The organism is Clostridium beijerinckii HUN142 (assembly GCF_000621745.1).
In the GTDB taxonomy this organism is placed as follows: Bacteria; Bacillota; Clostridia; order Clostridiales; family Clostridiaceae; genus Clostridium; species Clostridium beijerinckii_A.
Window position 1 is genome coordinate 37,481 of record NZ_JHXK01000028.1, and the last position, 21,404, is coordinate 58,884.

Here is a 21,404-nt window from a genome sequence, read left to right on the forward strand (position 1 = left end):
TATTTTCTAATTATAATAAAGGATTGTAACATCTCTATTACACATATATAAACAGAATATAAACAAATGTTAAATTCATGTTAAATTTCATATTATAAATAAAAATATGTCAGGTGACTGTGGGGCTGTATATTTTTATACATATTTCTTTTCGAACTTATGTGGAAAAATACGGAAGACAAGTATGATTTATTTTTTATTCTTTTAAAATATTAAACCAAGTTAATTAGTCTGTTTCAAGAGTTATCCACTGATTTTACTGCGTTATAAATTCCTAAAAAATAAAAAAATCTAGAGGTGCAATTTACTTTTGTATTTCTTTACAAAAATAATTGCACCTCTAGCCAGCATTTCATAATTCTCTGTTACTCTCTTTATATTATCTTTAAAATTTATTATATAAACTCAAATAATTATTGAGATAAACACTAATTTATAAGTTAAATCTATATCCAGCTCCCCACACAGTTTCAATATATTCAGGATTACTGCTATCTAACTCAATTTTCTCCCTTATTCTATTAATATGTACAGTTATAGTAGAACTATCTCCTAAAGATTCTTCTCCCCAAATCCTATCCAATAATGTATCTTTTGAAAATACGATATTAGGGTTTGAAGCTAAAAACATTAAAAGTTCAAATTCTTTATTTGCAAATTTAACTTCATTTTCTCCTATATAAACTCTTCTTGCTTTAAGTAAAATTTTAATACGCCCAATAATTATTGAACTTTTTTCATTATCATTATTTTTTTCCATAGTTGTGAGACGTTCATATCTAGAAATGTGGGCATTTACTCTTGCTACAAGCTCGCTTGGACTAAATGGCTTTACAATATAGTCATCTGCACCAATTCCAAGTCCTTGTATTTTATAGATATCTTCTTTTTTAGCAGTTACCATCAAAATAGGTATTTCTTTAACAGCTCTTATCTCCTGACAGACTTTAAATCCGTCCTTTCCTGGCAGCATAACATCTAAAAGAATCAAATCAAATTCTTCATTTAGCGCAAGATCTAGTCCTTTATATCCATTTTGAGCAATTTCTGTTTTAAATCCAGTTATCTCTAAATAATCTCTTTCTAATTCAGCTATACTTTCATCATCTTCTATTATTAATATTTTTTTCATTGACTATCCTCCCCACTCTCTAGTAAATTTGCGTTTTATAATTATCTTTTCGGTAATGTTATTCTTATTGTAAGTCCATCCTTATTATAGGCTTTAATCTCTCCATCATGCGCTTCTATTATATGTTTTGCTATAGCTAATCCAAGTCCACTTCCTTCATTAGGATTTGTACGTGAGACATCTCCTCTATAAAAACTTATAAATAACTTAGATAGATCTTCATTAGGAACTCCTAAACCATTATCACTAATTTCTAATATTACAAATTCTTCATTTTCATACAATTTAATTTTTATTTCAACTACATTATCATGCTTATATTTAATACTATTATCCAATATATTCAAAAGGACTCTATTCATTTCGTTATAATCAAGTTTCACTAATGTTGAATTTTTACATTTACTTTCAAATGAAATTCCAACTTTTTTTCCATAGAACTCTTTCTTAGCACATCTGTAAAATCTCTCTATATATTCATTAATGCTTACTATATCAAATTTAAATGGGAATCGGCCTGTATCTAATTTAGAAAAGAGGAACAGACTATCAACTAATACATCCATATCACAAGCTTTAGTGTAAATTGTATCTAGATACTTTTTTTGTTTTTCAGGAGTATTTGCTACTCCATCACGTAATCCTTCCACGTAGCCTTTAATTGCAGTTAATGGTGTTCTTAGATCATGAGATATTCCTACCACTAGTTGCTTTCTATCTTCTTCATATTTTAGCTGCATATCGATTGAATGTTTTAATCTCAATCTCATTTCATCAAAATCACCACAAACCTGTCCAAATTCATCATCACTTTCATAATTCATTTCAAAATCCAGATTTCCGTTTTTTATCTGTTCAGCTCCATAACTTAAAAGTTCTAAAGGCCGAATCAATTTCTTATAAATCTTACTGGATAGCATAACATTGGTTATCGTAACAACAATTAATGAAATAATAATAACTATTATTATATAACTTATTACCAAAGTTGACATTTCATTTTTTATATCAAGTTTTACAGGCCTATATGATGGATTTATTGCAATTATATTTACTACCTTGTTATCCTTAACAAAGCTATTTTTAACTAAAGATATCGAATTCATTTCTAAAACTAATGAATTCGATTTAAAAAGGACATCATCTCCTATCATTGAAATAGCTTCTTTATCCTTATCTTCAATATTAGATGAAACAATTTCCCCATCATATGTTATTATTAAGTGATACCCCTTAGGATTAAGAAATTTTTGTAATTCCTCTGGAAATTTATCTAAATCATTTTTATTTTCTATATTTCTCATATCTGGTTTTAAACTTTGTTGAATAAAATAGGCATATTGGTCATGCTCCCTATAACCTTCAAATTTATTTTCATAGGCCTTTGAAAATGGGATATTCATTATACCTGCAATAATTACCATTATAACTACAGGTATAATTAGCATGAGTACATTGGAAATAGTTAAGCGCTTCTTTATTTTCATAACAATTCCTCAACCAACTTCTTAACAACATGTAAATCCGATAGATCAATTTTATCTGGATTCACCAATAGAGAATAATCTTTAATCCATAAGTTACCTTGAACTATTTTACATTCTTTTATTTCTTCCGTTGGATTTTCATCATAAACTTCCTCCAATTCCTTTGTTTTAGTAAGCACAACAATTCTTCTGCATGCTTCTTCATGTTCATCATAAATATTAAAGAAACTGTTATATGAATCGTAGCTTCTAACTGATGTTACTACCTTTAAAAATAAATTATATCTTTCTGCTGCTTCAATCGCTTTTATTAATTCTTTTTTCATACTGTCTCTCCATGTGTATTAAAATATTTTTTCAAAACCATATTAGTTTAAATAATAAAAAGTTACATATTTCTTTATTATTAAATTTACTTATTATTTTAACTGTAACCTTAATATATTTAATTTAATTATCTCATAGGGATATATTCATTTCAATAAAGTTTATTTACATGCTTATCAATCTTAATCAAAAATTAATATTGACTAAAATATACTTTACCTACGCAACTCATTTTTAAGGCTTTTTATTTCTTCTTCCTCCAAGTATCTCCATTTTCCTATCTCCAGATCACTAAGTCTTATGTTCATTATCCTAACTCTTTCCAGTTTAGTAACCTTATATCCTAAAGCTCCGCTCATTTTCCGAATTTGTTTATTCATTCCCTGAGTTAGTATAATTTTAAATGTATTATCATCTATCCTTTCTACTTGACATGGTCTTGTTTTAACAAATTTATTTTTTTCACGTCTGATATTTTTCAATTCCTTTAGTTCTACTATGCATGGATCACCTAGATTTTCTTCACCTAATAGAGTTTCTTTATTTTCTATTGTCTTGCATAAACCTAATTTATCACTTATTCTTCTAACACCAGAACTTTCATCCCCTATAATCTCTACTCCATCAGACATCCTCTTTAAAAATTCATCATTAAAGTTTCTATCCACCTGAACTAAATATTCTTTTTCATGCATATTATCACTTTCTAAAATCCTATTAGCAAGTTCACCATCATTAGTCATTAAAATAAGCCCTTGCGACTCTTTATCCAATCTTCCAACTGGAAATATGTAGTCTTGATATTTCATATAAGAAATTATATTATTACTAACTTTATTCTCTGCAGTACAAGTAATTCCAACAGGTTTATTCAAAACAATATATACCTTTTTCGCTTTAGAAATTGGTTTACCATCAAATATTATTTCATCTGAATCATTTACCCATTGTCCCTCTACACAATATCTTCCATTTATAATAATTCTCTTTTCTTCAATCAATCTATTTGTTTCCTTTCGAGAACAAATTCCATAATTGCTAAATAATTTATTTATCCTCATTGTTTAAGCTATCCTTTCAAGTTAATAAAATTCAATTGTATATTAATATTAATCAAATATTATACTTTTAACAATAGCAAAAGCTTCTCTCGTATATGTTATAGGAATTAAATACCATATGGTATGACTAGAATAATTACTATAATTTACATATCCATTTCTTTTTGCCAAAATACTGCTTCTAAGAGCATGGAAATCGCTTGTTACTATTTTAACATTAAGTTTATCTAGAGATTTTCCACTATTCTCTTCTATTTTTACTTTTGAGAATTTGAAATTCTCATCTGTATTCCTAGACTTATCTTCAATTATTATTTTTTTCTCATCAACTCCTCTATTTAATAAATATTTTTTCATTGCATGTGATTCTGGCAGCCTCTCATCAGATCCTTGTCCCCCTGATAAAACAATAAATCTATTACCATCCTCTTTTATATACTCTAAAACTGCATCCAATCTTCCTTGAAGGATTAAATTAGGGGTAGAGTTAGTATCAAGACCTGCCCCTAAAACAATAATATAATCTGCATTTCCTTTATTATATTTAGGATAATTAATTATAGAAATTTCTATTCCTAAAAAAAATATAAAACCTATGCAAATTAGCACTTTTAAAATTTTAAAATACCTGTATATAACCTTATTACTTTCTATTCTCTTCTTAATAAAATGATATATTATTAAAGTAGCTCCTAAAATAAAAATAGGAATACTAAATGAGATTTTAGAGCTGCTTATAATATTTGTCAATGAAATATATACTATAATAATCATACCAATAATAATATCTAAAATTTTTTTCACAACATACACCCTTTCCTTAAAAGAACAAATCGAAGGCGAATATATCCTCTTTTTTATTCTGTTATAATATTTATGCTCAAAAAAAGAGAATAATCTGATTTTTCATAATCTTCCAAATTATTCTCTGTATCTTTTTATTATTTTTATTCTATAATTTTAATACGTTTATCTACTGTTGTTTAATAATTCTCCTATTTCATCATTAGTAAATTCATATTTAGTATTACAAAAGTTACATACTATTTCCTCATTCTTTTTGTCATCATATATCTCTTGAAGAGTTTCCTTTCCAATAGATATTAATGCTTTTTCAACTCTCTCTCTAGAACAATCACATTTATATTCTGGAGTTAAGGAATCTAATACTTTTAAATCCATTCCATCAAAGATGTACTCTAAAATTTCTTCTATTGTTTTGCCTTCACTTATTAATGTAGTTATTGGTGGAATTTCTTCTAATCTATATGTTATAACATCTGCAAGAAGTTCATCTGCACCAGGCATCATTTGCACTATAAATCCACCTGCCGCCTTTATAGATAAATCTCTATCAACCAATACGCCAAGTGATACCGCTGATGGTGTTTGCTCAGATGCTGTGAAATAATATGCGAAATCTTCTGCTATTTCTCCAGTTTGTATAGGCACTTGTCCAACATATGGATCTCTAAGACCTAAATCCTTTATTACATATAAAATACCATCTGTTCCAATAGCTCCTCCGACATCTAATTTTCCTTTTTCATTAAGAGGCCTATCAACATATGGATTTCCAATAAACCCTTTAACAGATGCATCACTATGTGCTGTTACTGTTATTCCATTTATTTCCCCATTACCATTTATTTTTAAAGTTACAACTTCTTTTTCACTTTTTAGCGTAGTTCCTATAAGTGTACCCGCAGTTAACATTCTTCCTAAAGCTGCTGAAGCTACAGGCGTACATTCATGTATTTTACTGCCCTCATTTACTAAATTAGTAGTAATCCCTGCTATTATTCTAACCATTCCATCCTTAGCTGTTGCTCTAACTATTTTATCTTGCATTTGTATCTCATCTCCTATTTCACGTCTTATTTACTTACTATGTAAAGTATTCTTTCACTATTTTCATTTACTTCCTCATCAGAATATCCTGAAAATTTATTTATTATTCTAAAGTTACATTTTTTTAATATATTCTCTATATAACTTTCTTCATAAGCTCTTTCAAAATGTTCTTCTTCGAATTTTTTATATAGTTCATTTTCAGTTTTCACGAAGAATGTTAAAAACATATTTAATACATCATCTTCAAATGAATTTTCCCATGTATAAAAAATTTCTTCAGAACTATAAGTATATATATTATTTCCAAGAACAGTAGAAAGTTTATAATAAGAATTTATATCAAAAATGAATATGCCGTTTTCTTTTAAGTGTTCATATACACTTGAGAAGTAATCATACAAATCATCATCCTCTGTTATATAATTTGTCGAATCAAGCACAGAAGTTATAAGATCAAATCTTTTATTTAAACTTAACTCACACATATCTTGACAGATTACTTTTGCCTTAATTTTATTCTTTTTAAATTTATCAAAAGCTACATTTAACATATCATCTGATAAATCTACTGCATAAACAGTTTTAAAATATTTTGCTACATTAATTGAAACATTTCCAGTTCCACATGCTAAATCCAAATAATCTTCAAACTTCAAATTATTTTCTCTACATATATTTATAATCTTATCTGCAACTTTATCATAATTAATATCTTCATATATTAATTCATCATATATATTGGCAAACTCTTTATAAGCCATCTGCTTTATCACGCCCTTAACGTAAATTTACTAATTCATCTAGTATATTATATCGTAATTATTTACTTAGTCAAATTAGTAAAAATATGAAAGCTCGTCATTTACTTTGGCACTTTTTTTCTTTTAGCCATTATTCCGCCTATCCTTCCGGTTTCTCCAGAAGATAGTCCGCCCCATCCTTCTTTATTAACTTTATCGATTAAGCCAAGTTCTTCTGCAATTTCATACTTAACTTTTTCTCTCATTTTTTCAGCTTCAGTAAGCTCCTTATTTGCTTTAAGTTTTGCTTTTATTGTCTTTTTTACAGATTTATTACCCATTTTTTATCCCTACCAATCTTAATAGTTAGTTTTTTATTAATATTTCTTCATTGTATAAAAAGAAATAAAAAAATAAATTCTAAGCTAATTAAATTAAGCTATAAAAATAAATTCTAAAGTTTATCTTTTCACCCAATATTATTTCCTTCTATCTCATTACTATTCTCTAAAAATATTTTTTTATAAAAATTATTATTTGAACTATATATTTTATAGAATTTATATGAATCAATGATTGCCTAATAATTGTTTCAATTTGTGGTATATATATGCATAAATATACACATTCTTTTATATCTCCCCTAATTAATGGAATAAACAATTCTCTATGAATAGTTTTTTTCAACTTATTTTGCTCATTGACTTGATATTTATTCAATATTTAACTATAGTAATTGTATATATAAAAATATTAATAAATAAATTTAGGAGGGGATTATTGTGTATAATATTGCAATAGTTGGGGCTACTGGAAATGTAGGTAGAAAATTTTTAGAAATCTTAGAAGAAAGAAACTTTCCAGTAAATAATTTATATCTTTTTGCATCAAAGAGATCTGAAGGAAGTACTCTATCATTTAGAGGAAAGGATTATGTAGTTGAAGAAACTTGTGAAAAGAATATAAAAGATAAAAAAATAGATTATGCATTATTTTCAGCTGGCGGAGATGTTAGTAAAGAATTTGCACCTATTTTTGCGCAATATGGGGCAGTAGTAATTGATAATAGCAGTGCATGGAGAATGGATCCTGAGGTGCCACTTGTAGTACCAGAAGTTAATCCAGAAGATATCAAACTTCATAAAGGAATAATTGCAAATCCAAATTGTTCAACAATCCAAGCAATGCCTATAATGAAAGCTTTACATGACAAATATGGAATTAAGAGAATAGTTTATTCAACATACCAAGCAGTATCTGGAGCTGGTGTCCAAGGTATAAGAGATTTAGAAGATGGTGTTAGAGGTGTTGCACCTAAGAAGTTCCCTTATCCTATTGCTGGTAATGTTTTACCTCATATAGATGTATTTTTAGAAGATGGTTACACTAAAGAAGAAGAAAAGATGATTAAAGAAACTAGAAAAATTCTTCATGAACCAGATTTAAGAGTAACTGCTACTACAGCTAGAGTTCCAGTACTTAATGGACATAGTGAAAGCATCAATGTTGAACTTAATTCTGAATTTGATATAAATGATATTTTCGAATTATTTGGAAACACTCAAGGTGTAACTGTATATGATAAAGTAGACGAATTAAAATATCCAACTGCTCTTGAAGTTTCAGGAAAAGACGATGTTTATGTCGGAAGAATCAGAAGAGATTTTAGCGTGGACAATGGTTTAAATCTATGGGTTGTTGGTGATAACATAAGAAAAGGTGCAGCACTTAATGCTATTCAAATTGCTGAAATAATGATAAAAGATAATAAATAGTTCTTAGTAATTAAGTTGGAGGAATCTGAATGTCAATATTTCAAGGCTCAGCTGTAGCTATAGTTACGCCATTTAATGAAAATGGAATTAACTTCGAATCACTTAGAAATTTATTAGAATGGCATATTAAAGAAGGTACTGATGCCATTGTAATTTGTGGTACTACAGGTGAAGCTACTACAATGACAGAAAAAGAGAAAAAAGATACGATTAAATTTACAGTTGATGTAATAAACAAAAGAATTCCTGTAATTGCAGGAACCGGATCAAACAATACTGCTGCTGCTATTTCAATGAGTAAATATGCAGAAAGCGTTGGAGTAGATGGGCTTCTTGTTATTACACCATATTACAATAAAACTACTCAAAATGGTTTGATAAAACATTTTAAAGCTATAAATGATGAAGTTAATACTCCTATTGTACTTTATAATGTACCGAGTAGAACAGGTGTTAATATTGCACCTAAAACTTTAGTTAAGATTACTGAATTAAGCAATGTTGTTGCTATAAAAGAAGCTAGCGGAAATATCAGCCAAATACTTCAAATGAAGGCACTTTGCAGAGATTCTATAGATATTTATTCTGGTAATGATGATCAAATTGTATCTATAATGTCCATTGGAGGTATAGGCGTAATTTCAGTTTTAGCTAATATAATTCCAAGTAAAGTTCATGAAATAGCTAAAAAATGTTTAACTAATAATTTTAAAGAAGCTTTAGATATTCAGTTAGACACTTTATCTTTAGCCAATACTTTATTTTTAGAAACAAATCCAATACCAGTTAAAACAGCCATGAATCTTATGGGCCTCGATGTTGGTCCTTTAAGGCTTCCACTTTGTGAAATGGATAATAACAATGAGGAAATACTAAAAGCTGCTTTGCTAGATTATAAATTGATATAAGGTGATAATATGATAAAAATAGTATTAAATGGTTGCTCAGGTAAGATGGGTAAGATGATTACAGAATGCGCTGATAAATTTAAGAACTTAGAGATTGTTGCTGGAATTGATAAATTTCCAAGTAATACTCCATATCCTATCTTTGGAAGCACTGAGGATTTAAATATCCAATATGATGTTTTATTAGATTTTTCAAGAGCTGATGCTCTTCATAGTCTATTAGAAATAACAGAAAAAACTAACAAACCATTAGTAATATGTTCAACTGGCTTTACACCAGAAGATTTAGCTTTAATAGACGAAAAGAGTACTACTCTTAAGCTATTTAGATCAGGCAACATGTCTTTTGGTATTAATTTAATTAATTCTCTTTTAAAGAAAGTAACTCCTCTACTCTATGGAAACTATGATATTGAAATAGTTGAAAAGCATCATAATCAAAAGGTGGATGCTCCAAGTGGAACTGCAATTATGCTTGCTGATTCCATAAAAGACTCTATAGAAGATACAACAAAGTACATCTATGGAAGAGAAGGAAATTCCAAAAGAGAAGAAAACGAAATTGGAATCCACGCAATTAGAGGTGGCGGAATTATTGGTGACCACGATGTTATTTTTGCTGGAACTGGTGAGGTAATAGAATTAACTCATAAAGCAATTTCAAGAGAAGTTTTCGCAGTTGGAGCTCTAAAAGCATGTGAATATATGGCTTCTGTAACTCAACCCGGATTATATAATATGGACGATGTTATAGGACTAAAATAGCATTAATATAAAAATGGATACGTGATTCACGTATCCATTTTTATTCGCAATAAACAAACGAATAAAAATTCAAGATTACTTTATAAATTAATGAAGTTATATTATAAAGATGTAACTTTTAGCAACAAAATAAAATTTCAACTTCTAGAAACCCAAGCTTTTAAAACTACTTTATTGTAACTGAGTAATTACAAAATAAAAATATCCAGTATATCAAACTATACTGGATATTTTTCAAATAACTCTAAACTATTTTTTTACATATGAGCAGCAATAATCCGCCACTTCTTTTACAATTAAATTGAATATTGAATTTGCTGGAACTTTAAAAATTTCCCCTTCCTTATATGTAACAAACTTATCACTTCCAGGTAATTTTACATCCATTGATCCGCCTAAGATCTCCATTACCTCTTTGTCTCCAGTTCCAAACTCATAATCACCTGGTAACATTATCCCCAAAGTTTTTCTTTCACCATCTTCAAATACGATGGTTCTGCTAGTTACCCTTCCATCAAAATATACATTTGCTTTTTTTACTGCTGTGACATTCTTAAATTCGCTCATTGTTATGCCCCCTATATATTTTTATTTATATTAAAGAGTTCTTTAAATAATAGGTTATGTTATTCTATTATTTTTAAAACTTCTAATTAGAAATTCGGGAAATTTGATCTTAAAAATCTTTCAAGCCTGTCAAGCGCCTCTTTTAAAATTTCATCGCTATAGCAATATGAGATTCTCATGTATCCTTCTCCTAAATCACCAAAAGCTGTACCTGGAACACAAGCAAGCTTTCCTTCATTTAATAACTTTTCACAGAATTTTTCTGAAGGCATATTAAACTTTTTAATTGAAGGGAATATATAAAAGGCTCCCTTAGGTTCTGCAACTTCTAAATTAAGATTTCTTAATCTATTCAAACAGTAGTCTTTTCTTCTTTCAAAAGTCTTTCTCATATTTTCTACATCATTTAAAGATTTTTTTAGCCCTTCTAGAACTCCATATTGTGCAATTGAAGGTGCACATGACACACCATATTGATGTACTTTTATTATTTCCTTCATGTACTGTTCACAACACGCAACATAACCGATTCTAAGCCCTGTCATAGAAAATATTTTAGAAAATCCACTTACATATATAACTTTATCTTTTATTTCTTTTGCTTGAGCTATTGAATAGTAATCATCAAAAATTATAGATGAGTACATTTCATCTGTTATTACTATAATATTTTTATTTTTTATTAATTCAACAAGTTCATTTCTTTGCTCCTTAGATAAAATTGCACCTGTAGGATTTGATGGAAATGATAACATTAATACTTTGATATTCTCCTTCTCTAATTTTTCCTTAATTTTATCTATATCTAATGTGAAATCTTCATTTAAAGGATAAGTTACTATGTCTGCCCCTATCATTATAGAAATATTTTCATAGGCTGGGTAAGCAGGCCCAGGTATTAATATTTTATCGCCTGAATTCATTACAGCAAATAATACTGAATATAACCCTTCACTTCCACCAACTGTTATGCATATTTCATCCTTACTGTATTCAATATCAAATGTTTTTAAGTACTTACAGATCTCTTCTCTAAGCTCATCAATCCCCGCATTTGATGTATAAACCGTCTTATTATCTTTAATGGCTTTAATCATTGCTTCTGATATATGTGTTGGTACAGGAAAATCTGGTTGACCTAGAGTTAATGAAATTGCACCCTCTACATTTTTAACTTTCTCAGAAAACCTTCTTATTCCTGAAATTTGTATTTTCTCAACTTGTTTATTCATAATTTATGCGCCCCCGTTTTGCAATATAAACTTATTTTACCTCATTACTAAAATTGATTCAAACTATTTGTGTTTTTTTACTTATTCCCCTTTTAATTGTGTTCAATCTTTATTATAATAAGGATGATTGCGAAATTAATGGAAAGGGTGATATAATGTCATATAATTTAACAGATCCTTATGAAATTGCTAGATTTATTAAGGAATCAAAAAAATCAACTCCAGTAAAAGTTTATGTTAATGGAGATTTAAGCAATGCTGAAATGAATGATGTAGAATGGTATGGTTCTAACGGATTTTATATACTAATGGGAGAGTCTGATTCTATAACTAAAATAGTATTAGATAACAAACACCTTATTAAGCACTTTAGAATAGAAAATGATAGAAGAAATTCTGCTATTCCAATGCTAGATTTACTTGAAGTAGATGCTAGAATTGAGCCGGGTGCTGTCATTAGAGATAAGGTTACTATTGGTAAAAATGCAGTAATAATGATGGGTGCAGTAATAAACATTGGAGCTGAAATCGGAGATGGAACTATGGTTGATATGAATGCCGTAGTTGGAGCTCGTGGACAATTAGGTAAGAATGTTCATTTAGGTGCTGGAGCTGTTGTAGCAGGAGTATTAGAACCACCAAGCAAAGAACCTTGTATGATTGGAGATAATGCCCTAATTGGTGCTAATTCTGTAATCCTTGAAGGCGTTAAGATAGGTGCAGGTAGCGTTGTAGCTGCTGGTTCTGTTGTTACACAAGATGTTCCAGACAACGTTGTTGTGGCTGGTTCACCTGCTAAGATAATCAAAGCAGTAGATGATAAGACAAAAGACAAAACTCAAATATTAGATGATTTAAGAAAGTAATTATTTCCTATTAAAAATTCAAAATTACATAAATATATTATTGAAAGTAGCTAGTAAATGCATAAAATTAATATACTAGCTATTTCTCATAATTAAATAAAAGGTTTCAATAAATCTATGTTAATTGAAACCTTTTTATTTACCAGAAAAAATACTATATTTATATTACATAATTCTTATAGTTTTTTCGAATTTAGAACATTTATTTAAATTAAATAAACAGTTCTATACTGCGCCCTCTTCTCCAGTACTCTCTTCTTTACTAGCTCTCTCCATTTTTGAGATTGATACCTCATATGCAATCTTTCTCACAACTTCACTGTCCGATACCTTCTTTTGATATTCTCTACTTTGAAGTCTTCCCCATACTTTAATATTATCTCCAACACTTAAAGTTTGACAGAATCTTGAGTTCCTTCCCCAGGCAATAGTTGGAATATAATCTGATTTATTATATGCTCTATTTACAGCAAGTAATACATCTGCAATCTCACGTCCAAATGGTGTGGTTCTATAAATAGGTTCCTTACAAATGTACCCATCTAAAAATATTTCATTTGGATTTTTACTTCTTTCTAGACATGGTTCAATGTTTCTTGCAAAAACAGTAAGTATTAGCTTGTTCGACCCATCAATAAACTTGTTATAAGATCTAAGTTGGCCTTCTACAATTATTTCTACACCCTCATCAAGCTTTATGTCACTTAGTAATCTTTCTGAAACAGTAATATTTAACTTATCTACTGAATCACTTAATCTCATTACATCTAAATCAAAAGTGTAGAAACCCTCCCCATACATTTCATGACTAAACTCTAATCCAGATGTTACCTTGCCTTCAAGGTAAATTTTGTTATTTAACATCAAATTATCCATTGTAATCCCTCTCTCCATCGGAAATTATTTTATTTTGTGTAATATATGCTCCCACTAGCATATATTACCATTATAATACAAAAACTAGTTTATTTTCAATAAATATTAATTATTTTTATCCAATAACTAACTGCCACTAATAAATCACAATTTTAAAGATAATAATAAGTGGCACTAAGCACCTGGACATTGTACTCTTAAGGTTATAAGGTCAGCTAAGATTCAGCCCCAGCTGAATCAAGTTTCACTTTATGTTGAATTCCTTGATTGTCTACGCTATAGTTATCTGAATATATCATTTCACCTACTGGTTTAAATTCATATCCTTTTTCTTTTAGTTCTTTAATAATCCTATCTAAATTGTTTGGAGTATACTTTGCATTATTATGAAAAAGAAGTATGGATCCTGGTTTAGCATTTTTCATAACTCTGTTATATTCCGTTTCTTGAGACAATTCCTTCCAATCAACCGAATCAACATTCCATTGAATTGGCACATATCCTAAGTTCCTCACTTTTGAGAAAGCCTCTTTATTATAATCTCCACTTGGGAATCTAAACAACTTAGGTCTCTCACCTGTATATTTTTCAATTGTATCATTAGTTTTTTCTATTTCCTCTTTCATTCTATCTGCTCCTATTTTTGTGAACATAGGATGTTTGTAACTATGATTCCCTATTTCATGCCCCCTCTCTTTTATTGCCTTAAGCTTGTTCACATTGTCCTCACTGTAATTTACCCATCCTCCCATTATGAAGAATGTTCCTTTTACATTATATTTGTCCAATATGTCTAATATTACATTCAAATTATCTTTTTCTGCCCAATTTATATCAAATGTTAAACTAATAACTTTTTCATTAGTATCAACACAATATATAGGATCTTCCTCCTGGACATTACCCATTGCTTGTATGGCTTTGCTAATCCCTATCGATATAAATACTAAAAAGATAATCAAAAATATGTCAATACCGATTCTCTTTTTCTTCCACGTCACTTTCTATGCTCCTTTTAACTTTATATTTTATATTTAAACTATATGCATTACATATTTTTTTATGCTATTAAGTAAACTTAAACTTATAAATTATGATATACTCCTATTCACTAAAAAAAAATTTGTGTTATAATAAAAGGAGATTTTCATCAATTATGGAGGTAATTATGTACGAAAGTTCATCAGAATTAGCAGAAAATAAATTATTAATGTTATATGTTTTAAAATCAATAAAAAATCCTATATCCAATACTCAGCTTACTGAAATAATTCTTGAAAATAACTTTATTAATTATTTTACATTCCAACAATACTTATCAGAGCTTGAGGAATCTAAATTCGTTGAATATCATGATGTAAATGATAAAAAATTATTGATATTAACAGAAAAAGGAGATAATGTTCTCTCTTTATTTCAAGATAGAATATCCCCTTCAAAAATGTCTACTATTAATGACTATATAAAAGAAAAAATAGAGTCTATAAAAAAGGAATTAACCATACATTCTGATTACACCTTAGGTGCAAACGATAGTTTTATTGTTAATCTTAAAGCTGTAGAAGATGACTCCTTATTAATGGAATTAAAGTTATCAGTTCCATCTAAAAATCAGGCTACTTCAATTTGTGCTAAATGGAAAAACAATCCTTCTGAAATTTATACTAATATAATAAGTTTATTAATTAATTAAAGTTACTTTTATCGATTTATATTAAAGTCATACCATTGGGTTCATTTCCTATTGGTATGGTTTTTATTCTTCTATCTTTTGTATTTATTATCTTTAGTACTCCATTCAAAAAATCTCCAACAAATATGTTCTCTTTAGATTTTACTATTCCTCTAGGCATTCCGCCGATATTAATTTTAGCTTCTTCTTTAAGTTCATTTAAATTTACAATACTTATTGAACCATCACATAAATTGGAAACATATAGGACGTTTTCTTCTTCAAATAGATCTACCGGTGAATGTCCAACTTTGATTTTATTTATTAATTCAAGAGTCGTTAAATCTATGATTCCGATGCTCCCATTTTTATCATGCCCAAGATAACTCATACATACGTATAAATATTTTTTATTTTCTGATACACTTATCTTTACAGGAGTACTTTCCACTTTAATTCGCTTTATCTCCTTATTATTTATATAGTCAATTATAGATATACTGTCATCTCCCATATTACTTATAAAAACTGCATTTCTGTCTTCTAGCAATGTGATATTATGAGGGAATCTTCCCGTTGGTATTTCAAAATTAATTCTCTCATTTATCAGATCATATATTATTAAAGAGTTGGATTCCCCACACGAAACATAAGCAATATCATTATAAGCCACTATATCATTTGGGTGCGCTCCTACATATATATTGCCTTCTTCTTTAAAACTATTAAAATCTATCAATGATATGCTATTATTATAGTTATTCGCAGCTAAAATCTTATTTTTATACAATGATAATCCATGAGGGCCAAATGGACCGTCACCAATAGATAAAACTATATTTTGAGTATTTAGATTCTCAGTGTTTATTTTATTTAAACTATCTGAACCAGTATTACATAAAACAATATAACTCACTCCATTCCCCCCTTTTAAGATAATCATTCTACTATCTATAATATATTCCGAATATATATTATTGGTACAACTTATTAACTTCATTATCTTTATTTATTGACAAATTTCTTGTATAATGAAGGAAGCTTGGCTAATTACATTCTCAAAGTAAGTAAATTATACGTTTTTTTATAACTACTTACTTTTAATGTATAGAGTTATATTTTATTTTAAGGAGTGTGTGGAATGTTTTCATATAAAACAACCGGAGTTTGTTCGACTACAATAAATCTTGAAATTGAGAATAATATTCTTGAAAATGTAGAATTTGTTGGAGGATGTGCTGGAAACTTATTAGGCATTGGTCAATTAGTTAAAGGTATGCCTGTGGACGATATAATAAAAAGATTAAGCGGAATAGATTGCAGAAATAAAGGAACATCTTGTCCTGACCAACTATCAAAAGCACTATTAGCTTGGAAAACAGAAAATTCTATAAAATAAAAACCACATTACAAGGTTTTAGCAATAATTAATTTAATTTTGCAAACATAAAAACCATGCATAAATAAAGAAATATTTTCTTTTTTATGCATGGTTTTTATGTTTTATTAAACTTCTATCTACACTATTTTATTGCAAATAATCGTCTTTCTGTCCAGATAGTAATGATAAAGTGCTTGTTATTTCTTCGATTACATCTTTATAACTCAAATATATTTGAATTTTTATAACACTATAATCTTCGCTTATCTCTTCTATTTTTCCATAAAGATATTTGCCTTTATCTATTAAATTCTTTAATATTAAATTATTATCTTTTGGAACATATCCCATTACAAATCCTTCAATTGTTATGACTTCAATTGCATTTTTGTCATATTCATTATCAAAATCTCTTTTTAAATAGACCATATCATCTTCTAATAATTTATTGTATATTTCACTCATATCAAAGTAATTTGTTCCAGCAATATTTACACTCGTTAAATATACATCTTTAACATGGGCATCAATATGCATGTTCTCATCGACTTCAACATATTTTTTATTCTTTTTACTACTTGATTTAATTAAAAGCGAATTTAACGCTCTTCGTACATCACTAACAATCTCTGTGCTAATAGCATCATTAATGGCTTCTTTATCTAATGAATCAAATTCTTCTTTAAATCTTTGAAGATTTTCGGCTGCTTGAATTCTAGTCTCAATTAACGGTGATTTTAACGCCCGAAGATTAATTTCCTTATATTCATCTTTAAAATCTTCATATTGTGAATATTTTATAATTATAAAGAAACAAATTTGCGCTATATCCTCATAAAGTAAATTTTCTATTTTTAATTCATCCTGTCCGCTTAATATTTCAGTCATTGGCAGTTTCTTTAAACCTAACTTAAAAGCACACTTTTTTATGGACTTATTTCCAATTGAAAATGCATATTTATATAAAAGTGCATTTGTATAATCTCTTTTTATAATTAATTCAAACTCACTTTTCCTAAACTTATACTTTGTTTTATCTGCACAACTTATCAATACACTACTCTCAACTTCTATATTGGATACTTCATTGGCAATCACATTGTGCCACAAGTCTTTCTTGCAAGCTTTTTTACACTTATCTACTATTTCTTTATAATCATTATTTAACTTACACGAACTTGAACCGCCTTTATTCTTGTATTCATCAATAATAATAGCTTCTATTGAATATAAAATTGAAACTACAGCATATAAAGAATATATTCCACCACCTATATCATCAATAATTTCCAATAAATTATTACAAACTTTTGTTGAATTTTTAATATCATCTAAACTATAGTCTGAAAGCAATGTGCTGAAAGACCTTGCAAAAATTTCAATCTCATCTTCAGAAAACTTTGTATTCTCCAAATAACTCAAAAGATCTAATGAAAGCATAGTGTAAGATAATAATTCCGTAATACCAACACTATTATTACTACCTTCTTCTATCATCCATTTTTTTATTTCATAAGTTGTAGGAGTTAGATTCATTATACAAAATATCTTTCCATATCCTTTGGATTTCTTTGAAATCTCAAAAATTGTATTATTGCAATTCCCAATATATTCGTAGACATTGATTGTATAGAAAATATACTCATTATGAATAGAAAACACATTTAATATGTCTTTCAGGTTTTTTATACTGAATATAGGCGAAAGTAGTATTCCCAATTTTACATCTTCTGAATACGAACTTTCTTTAAGTAAATAATTTACTCTCTTATTCATTACTTGAAATATTTCTTTATTATTTTCCATTGAGTCTTTGAAGATTTTAATCAAGTTTTCATAATAACTAATAATTGGATTCAATGTAATATAGTCATGAACACTTGATAGTTTTTCTTCATCCAAAGCGTAATTATACAAATGTTCTACTAACTCGCTAGCTAACCTATTCTTTTCATAATCCTGAAGTTTACGAATCTTATTCGTAATAATCTTAAATTCTCTTCTTCCAGCTACTTCAAAGTCTTGATAGCTATACAGTGTATCTGGATTTCTATCATGAAATTCTTTTAAATCATAATAGATTGAGTTCTTATTATTAGTGTCGTTTTCTATTTCTCTCTTAACCATATAACTTTCACTACTCCTTTTAAGCAAAATTCCGAAGCTCGCCTCGGAATTTTTTGATTTATATTTTTTAGACTACTTTGGAAAATATTTATGCGCCTCAACTCTATTTATAAGGAAATTTCTTTCTTATAATTTTTCTCATATCCCCAATCATGTATAACGATCCGCTAACTACAATTAAATCTTCTTCCTTAGCTTCTTTTAATGCTAAAGAAAAAGCATCCTCATAACTTTCTAATGCAATAGTATTTGAATTGTAGTTTAAGATTTCTTCTTTTAAATTTTCACTAAGTTCAGCTCTTTCACTATGTGGTGTAAGTGCATAAACTTTTTCAGCTAATGGAGTTATTTCTTGTACCATTTCTTTTACTTGCTTATCTGCTAAAATGCCAAGTAATAAGTATACTTTATTATATTTAAAATATTTCTCTATATTCTTTCTAAGAGCTTTAATTCCATCTATATTATGAGCCCCATCAATTACTATGGTAGGTTTCTTTTTTAAGACCTCGAGTCTTCCCATCCATACAACTTCTTGTAATGCTTTCTCGATTAAGCTTGTATTTAATTCTATTTTTTCATTCTCGCATAATACCTCTATTGCACTTAAAGCAACTCCCAGATTTAATATTTGATGTTCTCCAAGCAGAGGAAATTTAACTTTATATATATTTCTGATACTTTTAACAACTACATTTTGATAAAAGTCATCATAATTAATATCAATTAATTTTCCATTTTCCTTATTTACAAAATATACTTTTGAGTTTTTTTCTTCCGCAATCTTTAATATTACTTCTTCTGCCTCTTCTTTTTGAGGATAGAGTACAACTGGTATATTTTCTTTGATGATTCCGGCTTTTTCTTTTGCTATGTCTTTTAAATTATCACCTAATATATTTATATGATCTAAACTTACTGAAGTTATTACACTAACCTTCGGCGTTAATACATTAGTGGAATCTAACCTTCCACCAAGACCAACTTCAATTACTCCATAATCTATTTTCTCTCTATAGAAATATAGAAACATTAAAGCAGTTATAATTTCAAACTCAGTGGGATGTTCATATCCTTCTTCAATCACTTTATTAACTACTAGTTTAATTTCTCCCACTAAATCTACTAATGATTTTTTGCTAATATTAGTCCCATTTATTTGAATTCTTTCTTCAAACTCTTCTAAATATGGGGATGTATACATTCCTACTTTATATCCCATTCCAATTAACATTTTTGATATCATAGCTGTAGTTGATCCCTTGCCATTAGTTCCTGCAATATGAATAAGCTTGAGTTTTTCATGAGGATTTCCAAGTAACTCTAAAATTCTAAAAGTTCTTTCAAGTCCATAATTAGATCCAAACTTCCCCACACTTGTAATATAATCCATTGCGTCTTTATAAGTCATGCTCATTTTTCTTACCTCTTTGTCTTTTATGTTTTTCTATAAATGCAAATTCTAAATAATATGTATTTACTTTACATTATATCTTAATTGTAGTGAAATGACTAATTAAAAGCTAAACAAAAAAATCTCTACAATAATTTTGTTCAATAATTATTTAGAAGAACAATTGTAATCCCTTTAAAATTAATAGGATTTAAAATAATTATGATCGTTTTTTGCACCAATTTCTAAACTTATCAAATTCGCTCCATAGCAGCGATATTAGTATACTAGCCAATAAAATAGACAATATAATTAATACAGAATTGGTAACTGAAATCTCAATTTTCCAAAATAATATTACTAGCTTTATTCCCGTAAAAATTAATATACATCCCACTCCATATTTCATGAACTTAAACATATTATTCATCTTTTCTAATATATAATACATGCTTCTAAGTCCTAAGATTGCAAAAATATTAGAGGTATAAACTATGAAAGTATCCGTTGTTATTGAAAAAATAGCCGGTATTGAATCTATTGCAAAAATAATATCTGAAAATTCTATTATTAAAAGCACTATAAAAAGTGGTGTAGCATAAATAACCTTATTCTTCCTAACAAAAAATTTGTTTCCATGCAAAACATTAGTTATAGGCATTATCCTTCTTAAAATTTTGACTGCCAAGTTATCATGAAATTGAATATTATCATCTTCCCTAAGAAATATTTTTATACCGCTAAGTAACAATAATACTCCAAAAATAGATAGTATAAAACTAAATTTGTTTACCATGGCTACGCCAAGTAAAATGAAAATCAACCTTAATACCATAGCTCCTATAACGCCATATAAAAGTATCCTTTCCTGGTATTCTTCTTGTATTCTAAAGCTTGAAAATATCATTAGAAATAAAAATAAATTATCTAGACTTAACGACATCTCTACTATGTAACCGCCAAAATATTCTAATGCTGATGTTTCACCTCTTGTGTAATATACAATAATATTAAATAAGATTGATAAGGATATCCAAAAAATTAAGTTAAGTAAATACCTTCTCGTTTTCAAAATTCAAACGCCTCCATATATATTATTCTTAAATTATATATATTAATAATCCTTCTATTATATCCTTATCCAAAAAAAGTTTTTAACTTTTTTCATTTTACTAGCTATACAATATATTGAAATTATTATATAGCTAATAATTCAATTCATGTTTGATTATATGCTCTTA

General features: G+C 28.1%; 22 protein-coding genes. 6 read left to right on the forward strand and 16 right to left on the reverse strand.

The features are described 5' to 3' along the window. Positions 1–433: 433 nt before the first annotated feature. From T483_RS0113200 to T483_RS0113235, 8 genes are all read right to left on the reverse strand, one after another. Entirely contained in the window at positions 434–1,132 is a 699-nt protein-coding gene (locus T483_RS0113200; RefSeq protein WP_026887284.1) for a response regulator transcription factor, read from the reverse strand. Positions 1,133–1,173: 41 nt separating this feature from the next. Then, complete coding sequence (locus T483_RS0113205) at positions 1,174–2,619, reverse strand: sensor histidine kinase (RefSeq protein WP_026887285.1); 1,446 nt, start codon at positions 2,617–2,619, stop codon at positions 1,174–1,176. After that, positions 2,616–2,945: a hypothetical protein gene (locus tag T483_RS0113210; RefSeq protein WP_026887286.1), complete on the reverse strand. Its 330-nt coding sequence runs from the start codon at positions 2,943–2,945 to the stop codon at positions 2,616–2,618. Before T483_RS0113210 ends, T483_RS0113205 begins: the two co-directional genes overlap by 4 nt. 216 nt (positions 2,946–3,161) lie before the next feature. Beyond that, on the reverse strand, positions 3,162–4,007 hold the full coding sequence (locus T483_RS0113215; protein ID WP_026887287.1) for an RNA pseudouridine synthase: 846 nt from the start codon (positions 4,005–4,007) through the stop codon (positions 3,162–3,164). Between the two features lie 48 nt (positions 4,008–4,055). Then, complete coding sequence (locus T483_RS0113220; RefSeq protein ID WP_026887288.1) at positions 4,056–4,811, reverse strand: YdcF family protein; 756 nt, start codon at positions 4,809–4,811, stop codon at positions 4,056–4,058. Positions 4,812–4,976: 165 nt separating this feature from the next. Continuing rightward, complete coding sequence (gene hslO / locus T483_RS0113225) at positions 4,977–5,858, reverse strand: Hsp33 family molecular chaperone HslO (protein ID WP_026887289.1); 882 nt, start codon at positions 5,856–5,858, stop codon at positions 4,977–4,979. 26 nt (positions 5,859–5,884) lie between these two features. Next, on the reverse strand, positions 5,885–6,622 hold the full coding sequence (locus tag T483_RS0113230) for a class I SAM-dependent DNA methyltransferase (protein WP_026887290.1): 738 nt from the start codon (positions 6,620–6,622) through the stop codon (positions 5,885–5,887). A 101-nt stretch (positions 6,623–6,723) separates the two neighbouring features. Next, positions 6,724–6,942, reverse strand: coding sequence for a small, acid-soluble spore protein, alpha/beta type (locus T483_RS0113235; protein ID WP_011969121.1), 219 nt, complete (start codon positions 6,940–6,942; stop codon positions 6,724–6,726). Positions 6,943–7,383: 441 nt separating this feature from the next. Between T483_RS0113235 and T483_RS0113240 the strand changes: the two genes are divergently transcribed. Genes T483_RS0113240 through dapB form a run of 3 tightly spaced genes read left to right on the forward strand, consistent with a single transcriptional unit; the run spans position 7,384 to position 10,049 of the window. Next, a complete protein-coding gene (locus T483_RS0113240; RefSeq protein WP_026887291.1) occupies positions 7,384–8,376 on the forward strand; it encodes an aspartate-semialdehyde dehydrogenase in 993 nt (330 codons plus the stop codon). Between the two features lie 29 nt (positions 8,377–8,405). Continuing rightward, positions 8,406–9,284 (forward strand): 4-hydroxy-tetrahydrodipicolinate synthase, encoded by an 879-nt coding sequence (gene dapA / locus T483_RS0113245; protein WP_026887292.1) that lies wholly within the window; start codon positions 8,406–8,408, stop codon positions 9,282–9,284. Between the two features lie 9 nt (positions 9,285–9,293). After that, positions 9,294–10,049: a 4-hydroxy-tetrahydrodipicolinate reductase gene (dapB, locus tag T483_RS0113250; protein WP_026887293.1), complete on the forward strand. Its 756-nt coding sequence runs from the start codon at positions 9,294–9,296 to the stop codon at positions 10,047–10,049. Between the two features lie 249 nt (positions 10,050–10,298). Here dapB and T483_RS0113255 read toward each other — a convergent pair whose 3' ends face one another. Together T483_RS0113255 and T483_RS0113260 are read right to left on the reverse strand one after the other, a co-directional pair. Continuing rightward, the gene (locus T483_RS0113255; RefSeq protein ID WP_026887294.1) at positions 10,299–10,616 is read right to left on the reverse strand and encodes a pyrimidine/purine nucleoside phosphorylase; all 318 of its coding nucleotides are present in this window, start codon (positions 10,614–10,616) and stop codon (positions 10,299–10,301) included. An 86-nt stretch (positions 10,617–10,702) separates the two neighbouring features. Further along, positions 10,703–11,848 carry a pyridoxal phosphate-dependent aminotransferase gene (locus T483_RS0113260; protein WP_026887295.1) on the reverse strand — a complete coding sequence of 382 codons (1,146 nt, stop codon included), beginning with the start codon at positions 11,846–11,848 and terminating at the stop codon, positions 10,703–10,705. A 155-nt stretch (positions 11,849–12,003) separates the two neighbouring features. Here T483_RS0113260 and dapD point away from each other — a divergent pair, with 155 nt between their 5' ends. Further along, the gene (gene dapD, locus T483_RS0113265) at positions 12,004–12,714 is read left to right on the forward strand and encodes a 2,3,4,5-tetrahydropyridine-2,6-dicarboxylate N-acetyltransferase (RefSeq protein WP_026887296.1); all 711 of its coding nucleotides are present in this window, start codon (positions 12,004–12,006) and stop codon (positions 12,712–12,714) included. A gap of 225 nt (positions 12,715–12,939) precedes the next feature. On the opposite strand, the gene T483_RS0113270 is transcribed toward dapD, so the two are convergent. Beyond that, on the reverse strand, positions 12,940–13,590 hold the full coding sequence (locus T483_RS0113270) for a single-stranded DNA-binding protein (protein ID WP_026887297.1): 651 nt from the start codon (positions 13,588–13,590) through the stop codon (positions 12,940–12,942). Between the two features lie 215 nt (positions 13,591–13,805). Next, entirely contained in the window at positions 13,806–14,591 is a 786-nt protein-coding gene (locus tag T483_RS0113275; RefSeq protein ID WP_026887298.1) for a polysaccharide deacetylase family protein, read from the reverse strand. 167 nt (positions 14,592–14,758) lie between these two features. Between T483_RS0113275 and T483_RS0113280 the strand changes: the two genes are divergently transcribed. Next, entirely contained in the window at positions 14,759–15,283 is a 525-nt protein-coding gene (locus T483_RS0113280; RefSeq protein ID WP_026887299.1) for a DUF4364 family protein, read from the forward strand. Positions 15,284–15,299: 16 nt separating this feature from the next. Here T483_RS0113280 and T483_RS0113285 read toward each other — a convergent pair whose 3' ends face one another. Then, positions 15,300–16,178 carry a YncE family protein gene (locus tag T483_RS0113285; RefSeq protein ID WP_026887300.1) on the reverse strand — a complete coding sequence of 293 codons (879 nt, stop codon included), beginning with the start codon at positions 16,176–16,178 and terminating at the stop codon, positions 15,300–15,302. Between the two features lie 225 nt (positions 16,179–16,403). Between T483_RS0113285 and T483_RS0113290 the strand changes: the two genes are divergently transcribed. Then, positions 16,404–16,661, forward strand: coding sequence for a TIGR03905 family TSCPD domain-containing protein (locus T483_RS0113290; protein ID WP_026887301.1), 258 nt, complete (start codon positions 16,404–16,406; stop codon positions 16,659–16,661). A 129-nt stretch (positions 16,662–16,790) separates the two neighbouring features. Here the strand turns inward: T483_RS0113290 and T483_RS0113295 are convergent, their stop codons facing one another. The 3 genes from T483_RS0113295 to T483_RS29110 form a co-directional block, all read right to left on the reverse strand. Further along, positions 16,791–18,770: an HIRAN domain-containing protein gene (locus T483_RS0113295; RefSeq protein WP_026887302.1), complete on the reverse strand. Its 1,980-nt coding sequence runs from the start codon at positions 18,768–18,770 to the stop codon at positions 16,791–16,793. 103 nt (positions 18,771–18,873) lie between these two features. Next, complete coding sequence (locus T483_RS0113300) at positions 18,874–20,187, reverse strand: bifunctional folylpolyglutamate synthase/dihydrofolate synthase (RefSeq protein ID WP_026887303.1); 1,314 nt, start codon at positions 20,185–20,187, stop codon at positions 18,874–18,876. A 196-nt stretch (positions 20,188–20,383) separates the two neighbouring features. Next, the gene (locus T483_RS29110; protein WP_051560378.1) at positions 20,384–21,235 is read right to left on the reverse strand and encodes a TerC/Alx family metal homeostasis membrane protein; all 852 of its coding nucleotides are present in this window, start codon (positions 21,233–21,235) and stop codon (positions 20,384–20,386) included. Positions 21,236–21,404 lie beyond the last annotated feature (169 nt).